Raw genomic sequence first — 20,433 nt, forward strand, 5'->3', positions numbered from 1 at the left:
ATGGGTGAACAGGTCGATGTGGCCCTGGAGTTGGAGCGACTGCGGCGCTCCGTCGACGTGGGTTTCGCCGCCACCCAGGGCAATCTGGCGCTCGTGCTCCAGCGCGCCGACCAGACGGACAAGACACTGGGCGAGCACGAGGACCGCATCGACGCCCTGGAACGCTCCCGCTGGCCGCTGCCGTCCCTCGCGGCGCTGACCTCGTGCGCCGCACTGGTGATCGCGGTGTGGCAGTCGACGGGCAGATGAGCCGGGCACATACGTGAAGGGGCCCGGAGGTTTCGCGGCCTCCGGGCCCCTTCACGTACGTACGACTACTGGTCCTGCGACCGCCTGTTCTTCGGCCGCCACACCACCAGCGCGCTCGTCTGCTGGACCTCCTGGTACGGGACCAGGTCCCGGCGGTACGAGGCGTGCACCGCCGCCTCGCGCTGCTGGATCGCGGAGGCCGCGCCCTCCACTGCCGCGGAGAGTTCGGCCACCCGGGACTGCAACGCGGCGACCTGGTTCTCCAGCTCGATGATGCGCTTGATGCCGGCCAGGTTGATGCCCTCGGCCTGCGACAACTGCTGCACCGTACGCAGCAGTTCGATGTCGCGGGCGGAGTAGCGCCGGCCGCGCCCGGCCGTGCGGTCGGGCGAGACCAGGCCGAGGCGGTCGTACTGGCGCAGGGTCTGTGGATGCAGGCCGGACAGCTGTGCCGCCACCGAAATGACGTACACCGGCGTCTCGTCGGTCAGTTCGTACGGGTTGTGGCGCCGACGGCCGGGCTGCCCGTCCATCACATTCACGCTCCCTTCGCGGCCTTGAACAGTTCTGCCCGCACATCGGTGTCCTCAGTCGCCTTGCGGTACGACTCGAGGGCGCTGCGGGCGTCCTCCGAAAGCTCCTTGGGGACGTCCACCTCGACCGTCACCAGGAGATCGCCGCGCGTGCCGTCCTTGCGGACCGCGCCCTTGCCGCGGGCCCGCATCGTCCGCCCGTTCGGCGTGCCCGTGGGCAGCTTCAGGGTGACGGCGGGGCCGCCGAGCGTGGGCACCTTGACCTCGGCGCCGAGCGCCGCCTCGGTGAACGTCACCGGGACGGTGACGGTGAGGTTGTCGCCCTTGCGGCCGAAGACCGGGTGGGCGTCGACGTGCACGACGACGTACAGATCGCCCGCGGGGCCGCCCCGTTCACCGGGTGCGCCCTTGCCGCGGAGCCGGATGCGCTGGCCGTCGGAGACCCCCGCGGGGATCCTGACCTGCATGGTGCGGGAGGACTTCGCCCGCCCGCTGCCCTTGCAGGCCTCGCACGGCGTCTCGGCGATCAGGCCGCGGCCCTTGCAGTCCACGCACGGGTCGGTGAGGGAGAACCCGCCACCGCCGCCCCGCGAGACCTGTCCGGTGCCGACGCAGGTCGGGCACACGCGCGGTGTGCCGTTCGCGTCGCCGGTGCCCGAACACGCCTTGCAGGGGGCCTGCGACGACATGCGCAGCGGGACCGTGGCCCCGTCCACCGCCTCGGTGAAGCTGAGCGTCACCTCGGACTCGATGTCCTGGCCCCGGCGCGGCTGCGTACGCGTACCCGCGCCCGCACCGCCCCGGTTGAACAGTCCGCCGAACACATCGCCGATGCCGCCGCCGAAGCCACCCTGACCGGCCTGGCCCTGGGCGCCGCCTCCGAAGAGGTCTCCCAGGTCGAAGTTGAACGAGCCGTTGCCGCCGGCGCCGCCGGGTCCCGGACGGAACCCGCCGCTGCCGAACAGGGCGCGCGCCTCGTCGTACTCCTTGCGCTTCTTGGGGTCACCGAGGATGTCGTTCGCCTCGGAGATCTCCTTGAAGCGCTCCTCCGCCTTGTCGTTGCCCTTGTTGGCATCGGGGTGGTTCTCACGGGCGAGCTTGCGGTACGCCTTCTTGATCTCGGCGTCGGTGGCGTCCTTGGGGACGCCGAGGACCTTGTAGTAGTCCTTCTCGATGAAGTCCTTGGTGCTCATCGGCCTCGACGTCCCTCCTTACCCGTGTGTGTGACGTCAGCCCTCTTCCGGGCCACCGTTCTCCTTCTCGGCATCCTTGTCGGCTGCCTCGTCCGCCTTCGCGCCCGGCTGCGGCTCGGCCACGGCCACCCGCGCGGGGCGGATGGTGCGCTCGCCGATCCGGTAACCCGGCTGCAGGATCGCCACGCAGGTCGTCTCCGTGACGTCCGGCGCGTAGCTGTGCATCAGGGCCTCGTGCACGGTCGGGTCGAAGGGCTCGCCCTCCTTGCCGAACTGCTGAAGGCCCATCTTCGCGGCGACCGTCTCCAGGGATTCGGCCACCGACTTGAAGCCGCCGACGAGCTCGCCGTGCTCACGGGCACGGCCGATGTCGTCGAGAACGGGAAGCAGCTCGGTCAGGAGGTTCGCGACGGCGATCTCCTTGACCGTGACGCGGTCCCGCTCCACACGGCGCCGGTAGTTCTGGTACTCGGCCTGCAGGCGCTGGAGGTCCGCGGTGCGCTCGTTGAGCGCGGTACGCACCTGGTCCAGCTGCGCGGTCAGGGCAACGTCCGCTGCGGAAGCTGAGTCCCCGGCCGGGGCCGCCCCCTCCTCGTCGGAGGGAGCGGCCTGCGGCTCGGCGTCGTCGGGGGTGGCGCCGGAGGGGACGTCAGGCTTCTCGTTCTCCTCGAAGCCCGGGGTCTCCTCCGTCACGCGGCACCGTCCTTGCGGTCCTTGTCCTCGTCGACGATCTCGGCGTCCACGACGTCGTCGTCGGCCTTGGCGTCGCCCTGCGGGGCGTCACCCTGGGGGGCCTCGGCGCCACCGGCGGCCTGGGCGTCGGCGTACATGGCCTGGCCCAGCTTCTGCGAGACGGCGGCGACCTTCTCGGTCGCGGTGCGGATCTCGGCCGAGTCCTCGCCCTTGAGCTTCTCCTTCAGCTCGGTGAGCGCCTCCTCGACCTCGGTCTTCACCTCGGCGGGAACCTTCTCCTCGTTGTCCTTGAGGAACTTCTCCGTCTGGTAGACGAGCTGCTCGCCCTGGTTGCGGGACTCGGCGGCCTCGCGGCGGGCGTGGTCCTCGTCCGCGTACTTCTCGGCCTCTTCGCGCATCCGGTTGACCTCGTCCTTCGGCAGCGAGGAGCCACCGGTGACGGTCATCTTCTGCTCCTTGCCCGTGCCGAGGTCCTTGGCCGTGACGTGCATGATTCCGTTGGCGTCGATGTCGAAGGCGACCTCGACCTGCGGGACACCACGCGGGGCCGGCGGCAGACCGGTCAGCTCGAACATTCCGAGCTTCTTGTTGTACGCCGCGATCTCGCGCTCGCCCTGGTAGACCTGGATCTGCACCGACGGCTGGTTGTCCTCGGCCGTCGTGAAGATCTCCGAACGCTTCGTCGGGATCGTCGTGTTGCGCTCGATCAGCTTGGTCATGATGCCGCCCTTGGTCTCAATACCCAGGGACAGCGGGGTGACGTCGAGGAGCAGGACGTCCTTGACCTCGCCCTTGAGGACACCGGCCTGGAGCGCGGCGCCGATGGCGACGACCTCGTCCGGGTTGACGCCCTTGTTGGCCTCGTTGCCCGCGGTCAGTTCCTTGACCAGCTCGGCGACGGCCGGCATGCGGGTCGAACCACCGACGAGAACGACGTGGTCGATCTCGGAGAGGTTGATGCCCGCGTCCTTGATGACGTTGTGGAACGGCGTCTTGCAGCGCTCCAGAAGGTCGGACGTGAGCTGCTGGAACTGGGCGCGCGTGAGCTTCTCGTCCAGGTGCAGCGGGCCCTCGGCGGACGCCGTGATGTACGGCAGGTTGATCGTGGTCTCCGTGGAGGAGGACAGCTCGATCTTCGCCTTCTCGGCGGCCTCGCGCAGGCGCTGCAGCGCCATCTTGTCCTTGCCCAGGTCCACGCCGTGGCCGTTGTTGAACTGCTTGACCAGGTAGTCGACGACGCGCTGGTCCCAGTCGTCACCGCCGAGCTGGTTGTCGCCGTTCGTGGCCTTCACCTCGACGACGCCGTCGCCGATCTCCAGGAGCGAGACGTCGAAGGTGCCGCCACCGAGGTCGAAGACCAGGATGGTCTGGTCGTCCTTGTCCAGGCCGTAGGCCAGGGCCGCGGACGTCGGCTCGTTGACGATGCGCAGGACGTTCATGCCCGCGATCTCGCCGGCTTCCTTCGTCGCCTGTCGCTCGGAGTCGTTGAAGTAGGCCGGGACGGTGATGACCGCGTCCGTGACCTTCTCGCCGAGGTAGGACTCCGCGTCGCGCTTCAGCTTCTGCAGGATGAACGCGGAGATCTGCTGCGGGTTGAAGTCCTTCCCGTCCAGGTCGATCTTCCAGTCGGTGCCCATGTGGCGCTTCACCGAGCGGATGGTCCGGTCCACGTTCGTGACCGCCTGGCGCTTCGCAACCTCGCCGACCAGCACTTCGCCGTTCTTCGCGAAAGCGACGACGGACGGCGTGGTCCTGGCGCCCTCGGCGTTCGCGATGACGGTGGGCTCACCGCCCTCCAGAACGCTGACGACGGAGTTAGTCGTGCCCAGGTCGATGCCGACCGCACGTGCCATTTCGATTCCTCCAGCTACCTACTTGAGTGGAACTGACTCAAGACTGCAACACCCTCCCCCTCCGCGTCAACAGACCTGAGTCGCAGGCACTCAACTTTTATCCTGTCCTTACCGGCAGCCCGCTGGGCACAAGCGTCTGACCTGGGGTTTTGTAAGGTTCCGGGAGCTCGTACGGAGATGATTACGCTACGAGCGAGGCGTAGAGGCACTCGGTGCGCTCGGTCCACACGGCTTCCCCGTAGCGCTTCGCGTATACCGCGCGGCAGTGCTCCCGCAGCGTTGGGAAGATCTTGGCGGCCACGTCGAGCGCGTCGGGAAGGTGTGCGTCCAGGGTGGTGACCGTACCCGTGCCCTCGGACCGTACGGCGCGCGGCACCGCCGACGCCACGGCCCCCTCGAAGGCCAGCACCGGAAGGCCCGCCGCGAGCGCCTCCGCGTACACGAGCGGCACCGCCCCGCGCGCCCCCCGCCCCGGCAGCACGATCCCCCGGTACCCCGGCAGCGCCCGCCTGAGCTCCCCCCGCCCCACGGCCCCGCGCATCCGCACCGACGCGGGCGCCGCCGCCCGGCACCGCCCCTCCAGCGGCCCGGCCCCGACCACGTCGAGCCGCTCACCCGCGGGCCAGCGGCGCAGCAGTTCCAGCACGCCCCGCTCCGGCGCGAGCGGCGCGGCGCACACCCAGGCGTCACCGGCCTCCGCCGCCGGCTCGGGCCCGACCTCCGCCGCCGCCTCGGGCCCGGCCTCGGCTTCCGTGAGGGTGGGTACGAAGTCGGGCACCACGTCGAGGCGTTCCCGGGGCAGCCCGGCGCGCGCACACGCGTCCCGGCTCGCCTCCGAGAGGACCACGAGGCGGTCGGCCCGCCGCAGCAGCGGGTCCTGCCGCAGCCCGCCGCGCGGAGCCCACGGGAACTGCAGCGCGGCGAACCGGGAGCCGCGGTGGGGGCCGTGCCGCAGGGTGGCGACCACCGGGCCCGTCCACTCGGTGACCCAGGCGCGGCCGAAGGCGGGGTACAGGTTGTGGACGTGCACGACGTCCGGGCCGAACGCGCGCAGGGTGGCCAGGGGGCCGCGACCACGGCCGTTCACCGAGACGAGGCGCACCTCGTGCCCGGCGCGGGTGAGCGCGGCGACCTGGTCGAGGACGGCCTCGTCCTCGCCGCCCGGAGCACCGAAACCGTGGACGACGGCGATCCTCATGGTCAGACCCCGGCCGCTGCGGTCGTCACCACGCCGAACGCGCCGCCCGCGTCGACGAGGGCCGCGTCCACGATGTCGAGGAGCCCCGACCCGGGCTCCCATCCGGTGAGTTCCCGCAGGGGCCCGGAGTCCGGAGGGTGCACCTCACCGCACGCCTCACCGCACGCCTCCTCGTCCACCTCCCCGTCCACCTCCTCGTACGGGACGAAGCGGAGCGGAGAGGCGGAGCCGGAGCGTTCCACGATGACGCCCGCCAGGTCGGCGACGGCGGTCTCCTGTGTGCCGCCGATGTCGAAGACACGCCCGGCCGCGGCCGGCTCGGCGAGCAGTCGCAGCAGCGCGTCGACGGTGTCGGCGACGTGTGTGAGGCGGAGCCGCCGGGTGCCGTCCCCCTGGATGGTGAGCGGCAGGCCCGTGACCGCCTGTTCGGCGAGGCGTGGCACGACGGCGCCGGACGCGGACGACTGGCGCGGGCCGACGGTGTCGTACAGACGGACCACCGTCACGTCCCCGTCGCAGGGCTCGTCCGCGGAGGCGGTGAGCAGACGGCGGCCGTGCCGGCGGGCGACCTCGGCGACGGGCCCCGCGCCCTCGGTCGCCAGGTGGACCACCACGTCGCAGCGGCCCGCGAGTTCGGCGACGAGCCGGGCGTCGAGGGCCGAGCCGCGCACGAAGCGGAGCCTGGGGCTGGGCCAGGCGGCGGCGAGGTTGGCGCGGTCGCCCGTGGACAGGTCGTCGAGGACGACGACGGTGTGTCCTGCGGCGAGCAGCGCATCGGTGAGGTGCGAGCCGACGAAGCCCGCGCCTCCGGTGACCAAATAAGTGGAGGATGCGGTCGTCGACGGTGCGCTCATCCCCATAAGTTATTCGGTTATGTCCAAATATGGGGTGAATAACACGATCCGCTTTGGCGCCCCACATGGCCCCGCGCAGGGTTACCTGGGCGACACAGATCACCAACCCGGCGACTACATTGCGTCCGGGTAAGTGGGTAGTCTCAGACGGACGACCTAAGTTACCGCTTAGTAATCAGTATCCGTCCCGAACCGTCCCCGAGAAGACTTCCCTCGCAGGCCCGAGGAGCCCCCAAATGCAACTCGCCGCGATCATCGTGTCGCTGGTTACGATCGTGGTCGGCGCGGCCCTGTTCGTCCGTGCCCTCCTGCAGATCTACAACTTCATGCGGCTCGGTCAGAACGTACCCGCAGGTACTCGCACCGACGAGCCCGTGCAGCGCACCGTCACCGTGGCCAAGGAATTCCTCGGCCACACCAGGATGAATCGCTGGGGCATCGTCGGAGTCGCGCACTGGTTCGTGGCGGTGGGCTTCTTGTCCCTGCTGCTGACGATCGTCAACGCCATCGGCCAGCTGTTCAAGGCCGACTGGCTGCTTCCGATCATCGGCGAGTGGGCGCCGTACAACTTCTTCGTCGAGTTCATCGGCACGATGACGGTCCTCGGCATCGCCGTCCTCATCGTGATCCGCCAGCTCAGCAAGCCGAACAAGGCGGGCCGCAAGTCCCGCTTCGCGGGCTCGAACTTCGGCCAGGCGTACTTCGTCGAGGCCGTCATCCTCATCGTCGGCGTCTGCATCTTCATGCTGCACGCCCTCGAAGGCGCCCAGCACCACGTCGACGGCTACGAGGCGTCGTTCTTCATCTCGTACCCCGTGGTGAAGGCGCTGGAGGGCCTGGACGTCTCCACGCTCCAGACCCTCACGTACTTCTTCGCCGGGGTGAAGATCGCGACCTCGTTCATCTGGATGATCGTGGTCGCCCTGAAGACCGACATGGGTGTCGCCTGGCACCGCTTCCTGGCCTTCCCCAACATCTGGTTCAAGCGGAACGCCAAGGGCGATGTGTCGCTCGGCGCGCTGCTGCCGATGACCTCGGGCGGCAAGGAGATCGACTTCGAGGACCCGGGCGAGGACGACACCTTCGGCGTCTCCCAGGTCGAGCAGTTCTCCTGGAAGGGCCTGCTCGACTTCTCCACCTGCACCGAGTGCGGCCGCTGCCAGTCGCAGTGCCCCGCCTGGAACACCGGCAAGCCGCTCTCCCCGAAGCTGCTCATCATGTCGCTGCGCGACCACGCGCACGCCAAGGCGCCGTACCTGCTCGCCGGTGGCGGCAAGGACATGGAAGGCAACGAGCAGGCGACCGAGGAGCAGCTCAAGGACGTTCCGGCCGCCGCCCTCGCGGAGGCCGAGCGCCCGCTGATCGGCACGCACGAAGAGAACGGCGTCATCGACCCGGACGTCCTGTGGTCCTGCACCACCTGCGGCGCCTGCGTCGAGCAGTGCCCGGTCGACATCGAGCACATCGACCACATCGTCGACATGCGCCGCTACCAGGTGATGATCGAGTCCGCGTTCCCGTCCGAGGCGGGCACGATGCTCAAGAACCTGGAGAAGAAGGGCAACCCCTGGGGCCTGGCGAAGAAGCAGCGCCTGGAGTGGCTCAAGGAGCTCGACTTCGAGGTGCCGGTCGTCGGCAAGGACATCGAGGACCTCACCGAGGTCGAGTACCTCTACTGGGTCGGCTGCGCCGGCTCTCTGGAGGACCGGGCGAAGAAGACCACCAAGGCCTTCGCCGAGCTGCTCAACATCGCGGGCGTCAAGTTCGCGATCATGGGCGGCGACGAGAAGTGCACCGGTGACTCCGCCCGCCGCCTCGGCAACGAGCCGCTGTTCCAGCAGCTCGGCCAGGAGAACGTCATGTCGCTGAACATGGCCTTCGGCGAGGAGTACGACGACGACGGCAAGGTCACCGAGGAGTCCAAGAAGCCCCGGACCGCCAAGAAGATCGTCGCGACCTGCCCGCACTGCCTCAACACGATCGGCAAGGAGTACCCGCAGATCGGCGGGGATTACGAGGTAATCCACCACACGCAGCTGCTCCAGCACCTGGTCGACGAGGGCAAGCTGACCCCGGTCACGCCGGTCGAGGGCATCATCACCTACCACGACCCGTGCTACCTGGGCCGCCACAACAAGATCTACTCCCCGCCGCGCGAGATCATCGCCAGCGTCCCCGGCATCCGCAACGAAGAGATGCACCGCCACAAGGAGCGCGGCTTCTGCTGCGGCGCCGGTGGTGCGCGGATGTGGATGGAGGAGCGGATCGGCAAGCGCATCAACAACGAGCGTGTTGACGAGGCGCTGAGTCTGAACCCGGACATCGTCTCCACCGCCTGCCCGTTCTGCCTCGTCATGCTGACCGACTCGGTCAACGGCAAGAAGAACGACGGGAAGGCCAAGGAGTCCGTCACGGTCGTCGACGTGGCCCAGCTGCTTCTCGACTCCGTGAGGACGCCCTCCGACGACCCGCCCCCGGCGGGCGAGGCGGAGACCGAGGATGCTCCGGAGCCGGAGCCGGTGAAGTAACTCCCGTTCCCTTACGTCACTTTGGGTGCCCCGTTCCTGGTATCTCCTGGAACGGGGCGCCCTCTTCTTTTGTTGCGTCCCGTACAACCCTTCACGGCGATCCCGTGTCAAACGGTGCGCCGGACAAGGAACGGGCCCTTTCCGGCCATCCCCCCGCGCTGCCCGGTCTTCCTTCACCCAAGGAGCCGCACGTGCGCAAGAACCGGACGGCCGCCCTCGCCGCGGCCTCGTTCCTTCTTCTCACCGGTACGTACATCGCCGCCGCCCCGTCCGCGTACGCGGGCACACCGGGCGGCACCCGTGCCAACGACCGCAACACCGACTTCAACGGCGACGGCTACGACGACGTGCTCGTCGGCGCCCCCGGGGCCACCGTCGGCGGGCAGGCCGGGGCCGGGCTCGTCACCGTCCAGTACGGCGCCGCGAGCGGCATGGGGACCTCCCGCTCCGCCGTCCTCAGCCAGAACACGACCGGGGTGCCGGGCGCCGCCGAGAAGGGCGACGCGTTCGGGCAGGCCGTCGCCACCGGGGACCTCGACGGCGACGGCTACGACGACGCGATCGTCGGCGCACCCGGCGAGGACCTCGGGACCGTGACCGACTCGGGCGGCGGCGTCGTCCTGTGGGGCACGTCCAGGGGGCTGTCCGGCAGCGCCAGTACGGGCCTTGAGGCCGACGAGCCCGCCACCGGCGGCAAGTTCGGCCAGTCGCTCGCCGCCGCCCGGTTCACCGACGGCGGCGACGGGGACCTGCTCGCCGTCCTCGACTCGGTCGGCCTCGCGATCTTCCGCTACGAGGCCGCGCCCGCCGCCAGATCGACCGCGGGCACGGCCGCCGCGGGCAAGCACCTGGTCCGCGACTCACGGACCGACTTCGCGCCCAAGGCACCGAAGGCCGTAGCGCCCAAGGGCAAGGCACCGAGCGCCACCGCGCGGGCCGCCACCCTGGCCGCGCCGACCGGGATCCAGCCCAAGTCCCTGACCACCGGCGACTACGACGCCAACGGCTTCGCCGACCTCGTCGTGTCCGGCCTCTCGGTCGGCGACGAGTCCGGCGACGGCTGGTCGTACGTCATCCCCGGCACGGCATCCGACGCCGACCCGCTGCCAAACCTCACGCTGCGCGGCGGCCCGGTCGCCGCCTCCGGGGACGTCAACGGCGACGGCAAGGACGACCTCGTCACCGGCGAGCCGAACAGCCCCGACGACGGCGGCCCGTGGACGACGGGCGGCATGGTCGGCGTCCACTACGGCTCGGGTTCGGGCCTCACCGGGGAACCGCAGTGGTGGACGCAGGACTCCGACGGCGTGCCCGGCACCGCCGAGAAGGGCGACGGCTGGGGCGCCGACCTCTCCGTCGGCGACACGAACGGTGACGGGTTCGCCGACGTCGCGATCGGCGCGCCCGGCGAGGACATCGGGACGGTCGCCGACGCGGGCGCGGTGACGGTGATGCGGGGGACGACCCTCGGCCTGCGCACCAGCGACGTACGGGACTTCAACCAGAACTCGGCGGACGTCCCCGGAGCGGCCGAGAAGGGCGACAAGTTCGGCGGCCAGGTCTCCTTCACCGACCCGAACGACGACGGACGGTTCGGCCTCCTCGCGGCGGCGCCCGGCGAGAACACCAACGACGGCGTGGTGTGGGTGTTCTCCGCGGGGTCCGGCGGGATCACGGCCGCCGGGTCGTGGACGTACGGGGCGGGGGCGCTGTCCGCTCCGTCCCTGGACGCACGGTTCGGCGCCGCGATCGACGACTGATCCACCGCTGATCGACCACTGATCGACCACTGACCGTAGGCGCGAACTGCCCTACCCAATAATGGAGTTGATGTGCGTCTCAAGAAACTCGCCATGGCCGCCGGGGTGGCCGCCCTGACCGCGGGCGGCCTCACCCTCCCCCTCGCGGGGACCGCGTCCGCGGCGACGGCCCTCAAGGACGACTTCAACGGGGACGGCTACCGCGACCTCGCCATCGGTACGCCCAAGGCCAACGCCGTGACGGTGACGTTCGGTTCCGCGTCCGGCGTGGGCCCCGGCAAGGCCGTGACGATCACGCAGGAGACCTCCGGGGTGCCCGGAGCCACCGAAGAGGAGGACGAGTTCGGGGAGAACGTCACGAGCGGTGACGTCAACGGCGACGGGTACGCCGACCTGATCGTCGGCGCCCCCGGCGAGCGGGTCACCGACTGGGCGAGCGGCTCGCTGAACGTGGTGTGGGGCGGCGCGGGCGGCTTCACCGAGGGCGCCACCGTCTACCACGCGCCCTCCGCCGACGACGAACGCTTCGGCGAGAGCGCCGTCTTCGTCGACCTCGACGGGGACGGCCACGCCCAGCTCGCCGTCGTCAGCGCCAAGAAGTACTGGTGGTACTCGGACTCCAACAAGCCCGAGGACGGCTACGCGCCGGAGGTCGGGTTCGTACCGGCCGACGTGACCCTCGAAGGCCTCACCGCCGACCAGTTCCACGGCAAGGGCGTCGGTAAGACGTACACGTACGTCCTCTACGGGAAGCACGCCGACGGCAGCCCCTACACGGGGTGGGTCGACGGCGGGCCCGGCGACATCGGCTACCGCTCGGGGCAGATCGACGGGAACTTCACCGGCTCCACCACCGGGGCCGCCGCCACCGGAGACGTGAACTGCGACGGCTACCCGGACCTCGTCACCGGCCAGGCCGACGGGAACTCGGTGTGGGTGTTCTCCGGCGGATCCACCATCTTCACCGACGAGATGGAGGGCATGCACAAGGTCACCCAGGACAGCGAAGGGGTGCCGGGAGCGACGGAGGCCGGGGACCGGTTCGGCGCGTCCGTGGCGGTCGGTGACGTGGACGGCGACGGCTGCGACGACGTCGCGGTCGGCGCGCCCGGCGAGAGTGTCGACGGTGTGTGGGGCACGGGCTCGGCGGTCGTCCTCAAGGGCGGCACGTCCGGTGTGAGCGGGGGCCGTTCGTACCACCAGGAGACCAGCGGGGTGCCGGGCGTCGCCGAGACCGGCGACCGCTTCGGCTCCACGGTCCGCCTCAAGGACATCAACGGGGGCGGCCGCGCGGACCTGTCCGTCGCCGCGTCCGGCGAGGACATCGGGTCGGCGGCGGACGCGGGCGCCGTCACGGTGCTCCGGGGCTCGTCTCCGTACCTGACGACGAGCGGCGCGACCTCGTTCAACGGCTCGGACTTCGGCCTGCCCGGCGCGGGCATCTCGTTCGGTACGTCCCTGCGCTGACGGCCCCGTCCCCGCCCCTGCCATCATGTGACTGTTGTCAACTCATGGGACGGGCGGGGGCATTGTCGATGGGGGCATGTCGATGGGGGCGTTGTTGATGCCGGGTCACATACGAAGAAGCGGCGGGGCGCTGTGCGCCGCACTGCTCGCCGCCGCGCTCACCGCGTGCGGCAGCGGCGAGGGCGGGGGCGATGCCCACCGCCCCGTGGCCGTGGCGGGCAAGCAGCAGCGGAGCGCGCCGCAGCCGGTCCCGCGCGGCAAGGGCAGCAAGCTCCCGAGCGACTTCAACGGGGACGGCGCCCCCGACCTCGTCCTCGACGACCTCGCCCACGACGGGCTCGGCGACGACCCCGGCATCGGCATCGTCTACGGCAGGAAGGGCCACGGACTCGTCGCCGGGACCCGGCAGTTGCTGACCCCGGCGAAGTACGCGGCACGGACCAAGGGGCAGTCCCCGGCCACGTTCGCGTCGGAGGCGAGCTGCGACCTCGACCGGGACGGTTACGCCGACCTCGTGGTGTCGACGGACCCGCCGTACGACGGCCAGGGCATGCCGCCGGTCCCGCTCCAGATCCTCTTCGGCTCACCCACCGGCTTCTCAGGCAAGGGAGCCTCCGGCAAGGGCGTCACGCTGAAGATCCCCGCGCGGGCCCGCTTCGGCAACGAGTGGCCCGACCAGCCGGTGTGCGGGGACTTCGACGGCGACGGCAGGAACGACCTGGTCGTGCACGCGAGCGGGGAGCGGCTCAGCGTACTGCCGGGCCCCTTCACCCGCGGCGGCGCCCCGCGCGGCACGGCCGGCATCGCGCAGAGCGGCGGGAACGTGCCGACCGGCCCCGCCGCCGACCTGAACGGCGACGGCGCCGACGACGTCCTGGTCCGCGCCCACGCGGGCACGGCACGCTCCGCCGTCGCCCTCGGCGGCCGGGGCGGCTTCACGAAGGGCGCGAGATACCCGGCGGGGGCGGATGTTGCCTTCGGCCGCTTCGGGGCGGCGGTCCTCGGGGCGGGGGGCCTCCGGCTGTACGAGGGTGGGGGTGTGCGCACGGTCCGTGTCACGGGTGAGCGCGTCGACGCGGGGGACTTCGACGGGGACGGCCGCGATGACCTGGCCGTGTCGGACGCGGCGGACCGTGTGCGGCTGGTGCGATCCGGGAAGGTGGGGCCGGCCGTCCCGGCCCGGGGGCACGTGATCGCGGTGGCGGACTACGACGGCGACGGCCACGACGACCTGATCCTCCAGCACCCCGCCAAGGACCGGGTCACGTTCCTCTCCGGGGCCCGCACATCCCCCCAACCCCCCTTCTCCACAGCCCTGTTCACCCCGTAACACCACGGGGCTCCGCCCCGGACCCCGCGCCTCAATCGCCGGCGGGGCTATTTATAGCCCCTGCAGGGGGCACCTCCCAGCGTTAGCTGGGGGAGATTGAGCAGGCCCGTCCGGCAGGACATTCGGGTGGCGCCCCGTACAACCCTCCCGCCCCACCAACAGTCTCCTGTGAGCCGACCGCAGGCCTACGCCGGGCACAACTCCCGCCGAACGCCAGTGAAACGGCACCCCGTTGACGGGACACCCGCCAGGCGTCCCCTTCCCGCAGGAGCCAACCGAATGGCCAAGCACAGACGCACGCCCGCCCCCTCCCGAACCCGCCTCCGCCTCGCGACCGCGACCGCCACGGCCGCCGCGCTCACCGGTGGCCTGTTCGCCGCATCCGCGGGAACGGCAGGCGCAGCCGACTCCGTGCACCACCCGCAGGCCGACTTCAACGGCGACGGCTACGGCGACGTGGCGTTCTCCGCCGGCTACGCCACCGTCTCCGGCAAGAAGGGCGCAGGCGACATCGTCGCCCTGTACGGCTCGGCGAGCGGCACCACGTCGACCAAGCGCAGCACCATCAGCCAGAACACCACCGGCGTCCCGGGCACCTCGGAGACGGGCGACGGCTTCGGCTGGGTGAGCGCGCACGGCGACTTCAACGACGACGGCTTCGACGACCTCGCCGTCTCCGCCCCCTCCGAGAAGGTCGGCGACGACACCAACGGCGGCACCGTCGCCATCCTCTGGGGCTCCGCGAGCGGCCTGTCCGGCGGCACCACGCTGGCCGACCCCACGCCGTCCGGCCACGACCGCTGGGGCCGGTCCCTGGCCGCGGGCGACTTCGACGGCGACGGCCTCGACGACCTCGCCGTCGGCTCGTCCGGCGCCACGATCCACGTCTACAAGGGCGGCCTGAGCAAGTCCGGGACCGCGGGCGGCCGTTACACGGTGAAGCCGGACATCATGAGCGGCGGCGACGCCGGACCGATCAGCCTCTTCGCGGGCGACGTCAACGCCGACGGCAAGAGCGACCTCGTCGTCAACGGCTACGAGACGACCGGCGACTACGGCTGGAACACCAACTACTACGTGCCCGGCTCCGCCTCCGGCCTCACCATGTCCGGGGCCAAGGCGCTCAAGCGCGGCGTCATCACGGGCATCGGCGACGTCAACGGCGACGGCTTCGGTGACATCGTCACCGGCCAGGACTGGGACCCGGCGAAGCCCACGGACGACTTCCCCTCGGTGCCCGAGTCCGTGACCGGCGGCCAGGTCCACATCACGTACGGCTCCGCGTCCGGCCCGGCCTACGCCACGAACATCGACCAGGACACCGGCAACGTCCCCGGCGGCTCCGAGCGCGGCGACTGGTTCGGCGGCGAGCTCTCCCTCGGCGACATCAACGGTGACGGCTACGCGGACGTCGCCGTCGGCGCCTCCGGCGAGAACCTGGACGGCGTCGTCGACACCGGCTCCGTGACGGTCCTCTACGGCTCCCCGGACGGCCTGAACGCCACCTCCGGCGCCCAGTTCTTCGCCCAGTCCACGGCCGGTGTCCCCGGCACCGACGAGAAGGAGGACTACTTCGGCGGCGAGGTGAAGCTCGCCGACACCAACAAGGACGGCAAGGCGGACCTGGTCGTCGGCGCGTACGGCGAGAACAGCGGCAACGGCGCGCTGACCTACCTCCCGTCCAACGGCACCAAGATCACCACGACGGGCTCCCGCTCCATCTCCACGTCGGCCGCCGCAGTGAGCACGGACGGCACCCCCATGTTCGGCGGAAACGCCGCCAACTGACGCTCCGCACCAGCCAGTACGGCAACCGGTGCCGGCCTCCCCGCACGGAGCCCGGCACCGGTGGCGCCCGCACCACCACCGGGCGCCGACTCCACGGACCGACCTGCGGGAATCACACTGTGCGCACCAGAACCCTCACGCTCGCGGCCGGCGCCGCACTCGCCGCCGGCCTCCTGACCCCCCTCACCGCGACCTCCGCGTCCGCCGCAACCGCCAAGTACGCCGACGACTTCAACGGCGACGGCTACCGCGACTACGCCTACGGAAGCTACAGCTCCCACGGCGGCGGCAGCGTCGCCGTCGTCCTCGGCACCGCGAGCGGCCCCGGCACCACGACCAAGCGCATCAGCCAGGCGAGCACCGGCGTACCCGGCGCCGACGAGGCCGACGACATGTTCGGCGAGGTGCGGGCCGCGGCCGACTTCGACGGCGACGGATACGGCGACCTCGCCGTGGCCGCGACCGGCGAGAACGGCTCCGCGGGCACCGGCCAGGGCGCCGTCACGATCCTGTGGGGCTCGCCCACCGGCCTGTCGACCGGCACCACCCTGCCGAACAAGAACGCGGACTCGTACAACGCCATGGGCAAGGACCTGGCGACCGGCGACTTCAACGGCGACGGCAAGCAGGACCTCGCCCTCGTCAACGGCGCCGTCACCTACGTCTACCGCGGCCCCCTGACCCGCTCCGGCGGCACCGGCGCCGTCACCAAGCTCGACAAGACCTCGTCGTTCTACTCCACGGCCCTGATCGCGGGGAAGGTCGACGGCGACTCCAAGACCGACCTGGCGATCATCGGCGACGTCGTCACCTCCTCGTACGTCGCCTCGGACGCCTGGTTCATCAAGGGCGGCAGTTCCTCGCTCACTTCGGGCAAGACGCTGCGCCTGGAGTCGCAGACCGGCGACGGCGGCAGCACCGAGCGCGGCGGCGACGGCGTCATCGCCGACTTCGACAAGGACGGCTACGGCGACATCGCCATCGGCACGTCCCTCTACTCCAAGCACAAGGGCCGCCTCACCGTCTGGTCCGGCTCCTCCACCGGCCCCGCCGACAGCACGCGCATCACGCAGTCCTCCACCGGCATGGCCGGAACCCCGGAGAACTACGACGAGTTCGCCTCCTCGATCTCGGCGGGCGACGTCAACGGCGACGGCTACAAGGACCTCGCGGTCGGCGTGCCCAACGAGGCGATCGACGGCAAGGAGTACGCGGGCGGCGTCCACGTCCTCAAGGGCCGGGCGAGCGGCCTGTCCGGCACCGGCTCACAGTGGTTCGCCCGCAACAGCTCCGGGGTGCCGGGCGCGTTGTCGGCGGACGACCAGTTCGGCGGCTCGGTACGGCTGCGCGACACGAACGGCGACGGCACGGCCGACCTGTACGTGTCCGGTGGCTACGGCTCGCTGCGGCTGCCCGGCTCGGCCGGCGGCATCACGACGACGGGCGGGACGGCGTTCGACCAGCTGCCCATCGACGCGTTCCTCCAGTAGACCGGGCCCGCCCCCGAGCGCGCCCCTTCAGGGTCTCCCCGTAAGGGATGTCACAGCTCAGCCGCAATGCCGGGCCCGAACCCCGGGCCCGGCATTCCCTTCCCGGAAACCAGGTACGTTCGAGTACGTGGCTGGATTCAGGAACGGACGCGGCCGGGACAACCGCGAAGCGCCGCAGGGGCACCCTCCGTACGGGCCCCCTCAGCAGCAACCCGCGTACGGGCAGCAGCAACAGCGGCAGCAGTGGCCGCAGCCGAACGGCGGGCACGGCGAGCCGGAGTACTTCGGCGATCCGAACGCGCCCCGCGCGCACGACCCGTACGCGGCGAACAACCCCGGTCACACCCAGGCGTTCACGGTGAACCCGGACGACGGGGCCCCGTACGCGTACAGCCAGGGCGCCACCTACCAGGCGGGCGGGTCCGCCCCGGCCGGGCCGATCGGCCCCCGCCTGCACTGGAAGCCGCTGCTGTCCGGAGTCGTGCTGCGCCCCTCGGCGACGTATCTCCAGATGCGCGACTACGCGATGTGGGGCCCGGCCCTGATCGTCACGTTCCTCTACGGACTCCTGGCGATCTTCGGCTTCGACGGCGCCCGCGAGGACGTCATCAACGCCACGATGTCCTCGGCGATCCCCTACGTCCTGACGACCGGCGTCGCGATCACGATCAGCTTCTTCGTGCTCGGCGTGGTCACCCACACCCTGGCCCGCCAGCTCGGCGGCGACGGCGCCTGGCAGCCCACGGTCGGCCTGTCCATGCTGATCGCCTCCCTCACGGACACGCCCCGCCTGGTCTTCGGCATGTTCCTCGGCGGCGACGCGATGTTCGTCCAGCTCATCGGCTGGGCGACGTGGATCGCGGCGGGCGCCCTGCTGACCACGATGGTCTCCAAGTCCCACGAGCTGCCCTGGCCGAAGGCGCTCGCGGCCTCGGCGATCCAGCTGATCGCACTGCTCTCGATCATCAAGCTGGGCACGTTCTAGCCGTTCCAGGCTCCGGAACTCTCCGGCACACGAAATGAGGGGCCCCGCGGGGCCCCTCATTTCGTGCGTTCGTCCACCCGCTCAGGCGTCGAGAACCTGCCCGTCCCGCTTCACGACCGGCGGCTCGACACTCCACGGGAAGTTGATCCACTCATCGGTCCGCTTCCACACGTACTCGCACTTCACGAGCGAGTGGGACTTCTCATAGACGACGGCCGAGCGGACCTCGGCCACGGTGTCGAGGCAGAAGTCGTGGACGAGCTTCAGCGTCTTGCCGGTGTCCGCGACGTCGTCGGTGATCAGGACCTTCTTGTCGCTGAAGTCGATCGCGTTCGGCACGGGCGCGAGCATGACCGGCATCTCCAGCGTGGTCCCGACGCCGGTATAGAACTCGACATTCACCAGGTGGATGTTCTTCACGTCCAGCGCGTACCCGAGCCCGCCGGCGACGAAGACGCCGCCGCGCGCGATGCTGAGGATGATGTCGGGCTGGTACCCGTCGTCGGCGATGGTCTGCGCGAGCTCGCGCATGGCGACCCCGAACTTCTCGTACGTAAGGTTCTCGCGCTCGGGGTTCACGCCGTCACTCATGTCGCTGCTGCTCACACCTGGGTCCGATGGAAGTTGAGGAAGGAACGGGAGGCCGTCGGGCCGCGCTGTCCCTGGTAACGCGAACCGTAGCGCTCGCTGCCGTACGGGAACTCGGCGGGTGAGGACAACCGGAACATGCACAGCTGCCCGATCTTCATGCCCGGCCACAGCTTGATGGGGAGCGTCGCGAGGTTCGACAGCTCCAGCGTCACGTGGCCGCTGAACCCGGGGTCGATGAACCCGGCGGTGGAGTGCGTGACGAGACCGAGCCGCCCGAGCGAGCTCTTGCCCTCGAGCCGCGAGGCGAGGTCCTCGGGCAGGGAGATGACCTCGTACGTCGAGGCGAGCACGAACTCGCCGGGGTGCAGGATGAAGGGCTCGTCGCCCTCCGGCACCACCATCCGCGTCAGCTCCGCCTGCTCGACGCTCGGGTCGATGTGGGGGTACTTGTGGTTCTCGAACACCCGGAAGTAGCGGTCGAGCCGCACATCGATGCTCGACGGCTGAACCATGGATTCGTCGTAGGGATCGATCCGGACCCGTCCGGCGTCGATCTCGGCCCGGATGTCCTTGTCTGAGAGAAGCACGTAGCGAGGATACGCAGAGCGCGCGTGCCCACCACAATCGGCGGGCCCGCGCGCTCTGTCGCTGGTGCTGCTTTTACCGCTCGTCCGGTCCCACAGGAACGGCGTGCCGAAGTCGCGCGCACCGCGGACACCGAATAAGCCGGCTTGGACCGAGACGGTCCGCCTGCTGCATCGGGAACGAAGCGGTGCTGAACACGTGCCCTTCGGCACATCGGACGACGGTGCGATCCATCGAGTCCATCAAGTCCCGGAGTCCCTTCCCCACGGAGCCATTGGGCCAGTTTCCTGACCGACGACGAAAGGCAACATTACGGGATGAAAGGGACGCCAATCCAGGCGGCACCCCGAGGTGAATCGTCCTCGGCCGGACTCCCCACCGTACGCCCCAACTCCCTTCACCCGCAGTCACTTCCACCCCGCCCAACGCAGCCGAGCCCCGGGGGCTTCAGCGCCCGGGGCCCGGCATGGGGTACAGTGTCGCCAGTACGGATCGCCTCAACGGCCGTACCGCGCGGGTGTAGTTTAATGGTAGAACATAAGCTTCCCAAGCTTAGAGCGCGAGTTCGATTCTCGTCACCCGCTCCACCGCTAAGGCCCAGGTCATCGACCCGGGCCTTTTTGCTGTCCGCTTCCGCGCCACAGCCCGCCGGGCGCGCGTGCAGTCACGGAACTTATCGCTTCCTGCCTACGTCATAGCGGTCATGGCGCAGGGTGGAAGCACGATGGGTGAGGAGCCGACGTGGGTGGAGCTGCTGGTCAACTTCCTCCTCATAGGGGCCGTTCCCACCGTCGTCGGGGGAGCAGTTGTCCTGTCCCTTGTCGGCCTGACGATGTGGCTGACAGCACCGCTACGGAGACGTAGGCGCAAGCAATGCACCTAGCGTGTCGGTCGAATCTGTCAAGACAGCCCTGCTCCGCTGACATCAGCGGCTGACATCAACGGCTGACATCAACGAGGGCACTGTCTTGGAGGACCCATGAGACATGCACCCGTACTCGCCATGGTGGCGGTCTTGTCCGCCGTCCTGCTCTCGGCCTGTGCACAGGACAAGCCCGAGCTGCGACCCACCAGGTCGGCCGGGGAAGGGGCCTGGTACGAGAGCAGTACGGCCGACCGCCACGAGTACTGCGAGGCCTATCGCGCACATGACCCGCAGCGCCCCATCAGCATCCCGACGTACGCGTCAGAGGAGTCGAGGGACGAGTTCGCCGACGATTTCTACAACGTGCTGAAGAAGAAGTGCTGAGCACGCGAGCGGACGTTCAGCGCCCGGCCCGGCGAATCCGGCTTCGGGGTCGGCCCAGGCGGTGACACCGGCGCGGGAACAGACGGC

Annotated in this window: 17 protein-coding genes and 1 tRNA gene; 10 read left to right on the plus strand and 8 right to left on the minus strand. The window is 70.2% G+C overall.

Annotation, left to right across the window (positions count from 1 at the left end; translation table 11 throughout):
• Positions 1-249 carry a hypothetical protein gene (locus tag ACIRHA_RS19015; protein WP_403846870.1) on the plus strand — a complete coding sequence of 83 codons (249 nt, stop codon included), beginning with the start codon at positions 1-3 and terminating at the stop codon, positions 247-249.
• Between the two features lie 65 nt (positions 250-314).
• Here ACIRHA_RS19015 and ACIRHA_RS19020 read toward each other — a convergent pair whose 3' ends face one another.
• The 6 genes from ACIRHA_RS19020 to ACIRHA_RS19045 all read right to left on the minus strand — a co-directional run bounded on the left by ACIRHA_RS19020 (position 315) and on the right by ACIRHA_RS19045 (position 6,573).
• Positions 315-782, minus strand: a complete 468-nt coding sequence (locus ACIRHA_RS19020) for a heat shock protein transcriptional repressor HspR (RefSeq protein ID WP_403846872.1) — start codon at positions 780-782, stop codon at positions 315-317.
• Positions 783-787: 5 nt separating this feature from the next.
• On the minus strand, positions 788-1,975 hold the full coding sequence (gene dnaJ / locus ACIRHA_RS19025) for a molecular chaperone DnaJ (RefSeq protein WP_403846875.1): 1,188 nt from the start codon (positions 1,973-1,975) through the stop codon (positions 788-790).
• Between the two features lie 36 nt (positions 1,976-2,011).
• On the minus strand, positions 2,012-2,668 hold the full coding sequence (grpE, locus tag ACIRHA_RS19030; RefSeq protein ID WP_403846878.1) for a nucleotide exchange factor GrpE: 657 nt from the start codon (positions 2,666-2,668) through the stop codon (positions 2,012-2,014).
• Entirely contained in the window at positions 2,665-4,521 is a 1,857-nt protein-coding gene (gene dnaK, locus ACIRHA_RS19035; protein ID WP_389282150.1) for a molecular chaperone DnaK, read from the minus strand. Before dnaK ends, grpE begins: the two co-directional genes overlap by 4 nt.
• Before the next feature lie 181 nt (positions 4,522-4,702).
• On the minus strand, positions 4,703-5,719 hold the full coding sequence (locus ACIRHA_RS19040) for a glycosyltransferase family 4 protein (protein WP_403846881.1): 1,017 nt from the start codon (positions 5,717-5,719) through the stop codon (positions 4,703-4,705).
• Between the two features lie 2 nt (positions 5,720-5,721).
• Positions 5,722-6,573 (minus strand): NAD-dependent epimerase/dehydratase family protein, encoded by an 852-nt coding sequence (locus tag ACIRHA_RS19045; protein ID WP_403846884.1) that lies wholly within the window; start codon positions 6,571-6,573, stop codon positions 5,722-5,724.
• A 236-nt stretch (positions 6,574-6,809) separates the two neighbouring features.
• Here ACIRHA_RS19045 and ACIRHA_RS19050 point away from each other — a divergent pair, with 236 nt between their 5' ends.
• The 7 genes from ACIRHA_RS19050 to ACIRHA_RS19080 all read left to right on the plus strand — a co-directional run bounded on the left by ACIRHA_RS19050 (position 6,810) and on the right by ACIRHA_RS19080 (position 17,921).
• A complete protein-coding gene (locus ACIRHA_RS19050) occupies positions 6,810-9,101 on the plus strand; it encodes a (Fe-S)-binding protein (protein WP_403846887.1) in 2,292 nt (763 codons plus the stop codon).
• Between the two features lie 191 nt (positions 9,102-9,292).
• Positions 9,293-10,861, plus strand: a complete 1,569-nt coding sequence (locus ACIRHA_RS19055; RefSeq protein ID WP_403846889.1) for an esterase — start codon at positions 9,293-9,295, stop codon at positions 10,859-10,861.
• A gap of 72 nt (positions 10,862-10,933) precedes the next feature.
• Entirely contained in the window at positions 10,934-12,328 is a 1,395-nt protein-coding gene (locus ACIRHA_RS19060) for an FG-GAP repeat protein (RefSeq protein ID WP_403846891.1), read from the plus strand.
• A gap of 97 nt (positions 12,329-12,425) precedes the next feature.
• The gene (locus ACIRHA_RS19065; protein ID WP_403846893.1) at positions 12,426-13,658 is read left to right on the plus strand and encodes an FG-GAP repeat domain-containing protein; all 1,233 of its coding nucleotides are present in this window, start codon (positions 12,426-12,428) and stop codon (positions 13,656-13,658) included.
• A 279-nt stretch (positions 13,659-13,937) separates the two neighbouring features.
• Positions 13,938-15,446, plus strand: coding sequence for an FG-GAP repeat protein (locus ACIRHA_RS19070; RefSeq protein ID WP_403846896.1), 1,509 nt, complete (start codon positions 13,938-13,940; stop codon positions 15,444-15,446).
• Positions 15,447-15,565: 119 nt separating this feature from the next.
• The gene (locus tag ACIRHA_RS19075) at positions 15,566-16,936 is read left to right on the plus strand and encodes an FG-GAP-like repeat-containing protein (RefSeq protein ID WP_403846898.1); all 1,371 of its coding nucleotides are present in this window, start codon (positions 15,566-15,568) and stop codon (positions 16,934-16,936) included.
• A gap of 127 nt (positions 16,937-17,063) precedes the next feature.
• Positions 17,064-17,921 carry a Yip1 family protein gene (locus ACIRHA_RS19080; RefSeq protein WP_403846900.1) on the plus strand — a complete coding sequence of 286 codons (858 nt, stop codon included), beginning with the start codon at positions 17,064-17,066 and terminating at the stop codon, positions 17,919-17,921.
• Positions 17,922-18,002: 81 nt separating this feature from the next.
• Here ACIRHA_RS19080 and ACIRHA_RS19085 read toward each other — a convergent pair whose 3' ends face one another.
• The gene (locus ACIRHA_RS19085; RefSeq protein WP_403846903.1) at positions 18,003-18,512 is read right to left on the minus strand and encodes a phosphoribosyltransferase; all 510 of its coding nucleotides are present in this window, start codon (positions 18,510-18,512) and stop codon (positions 18,003-18,005) included.
• A gap of 11 nt (positions 18,513-18,523) precedes the next feature.
• Entirely contained in the window at positions 18,524-19,099 is a 576-nt protein-coding gene (gene dcd / locus ACIRHA_RS19090) for a dCTP deaminase (RefSeq protein ID WP_267069955.1), read from the minus strand.
• A 511-nt stretch (positions 19,100-19,610) separates the two neighbouring features.
• Here dcd and ACIRHA_RS19095 point away from each other — a divergent pair.
• Together ACIRHA_RS19095 and ACIRHA_RS19100 are read left to right on the plus strand one after the other, a co-directional pair.
• Positions 19,611-19,684, plus strand: a tRNA-Gly gene (locus tag ACIRHA_RS19095).
• Between the two features lie 392 nt (positions 19,685-20,076).
• Positions 20,077-20,346 carry a hypothetical protein gene (locus tag ACIRHA_RS19100; protein WP_403846905.1) on the plus strand — a complete coding sequence of 90 codons (270 nt, stop codon included), beginning with the start codon at positions 20,077-20,079 and terminating at the stop codon, positions 20,344-20,346.
• Positions 20,347-20,433 lie beyond the last annotated feature (87 nt).

Source organism: Streptomyces sp. NPDC102360, from assembly GCF_044766085.1.
GTDB lineage: Bacteria > Actinomycetota > Actinomycetes > Streptomycetales > Streptomycetaceae > Streptomyces.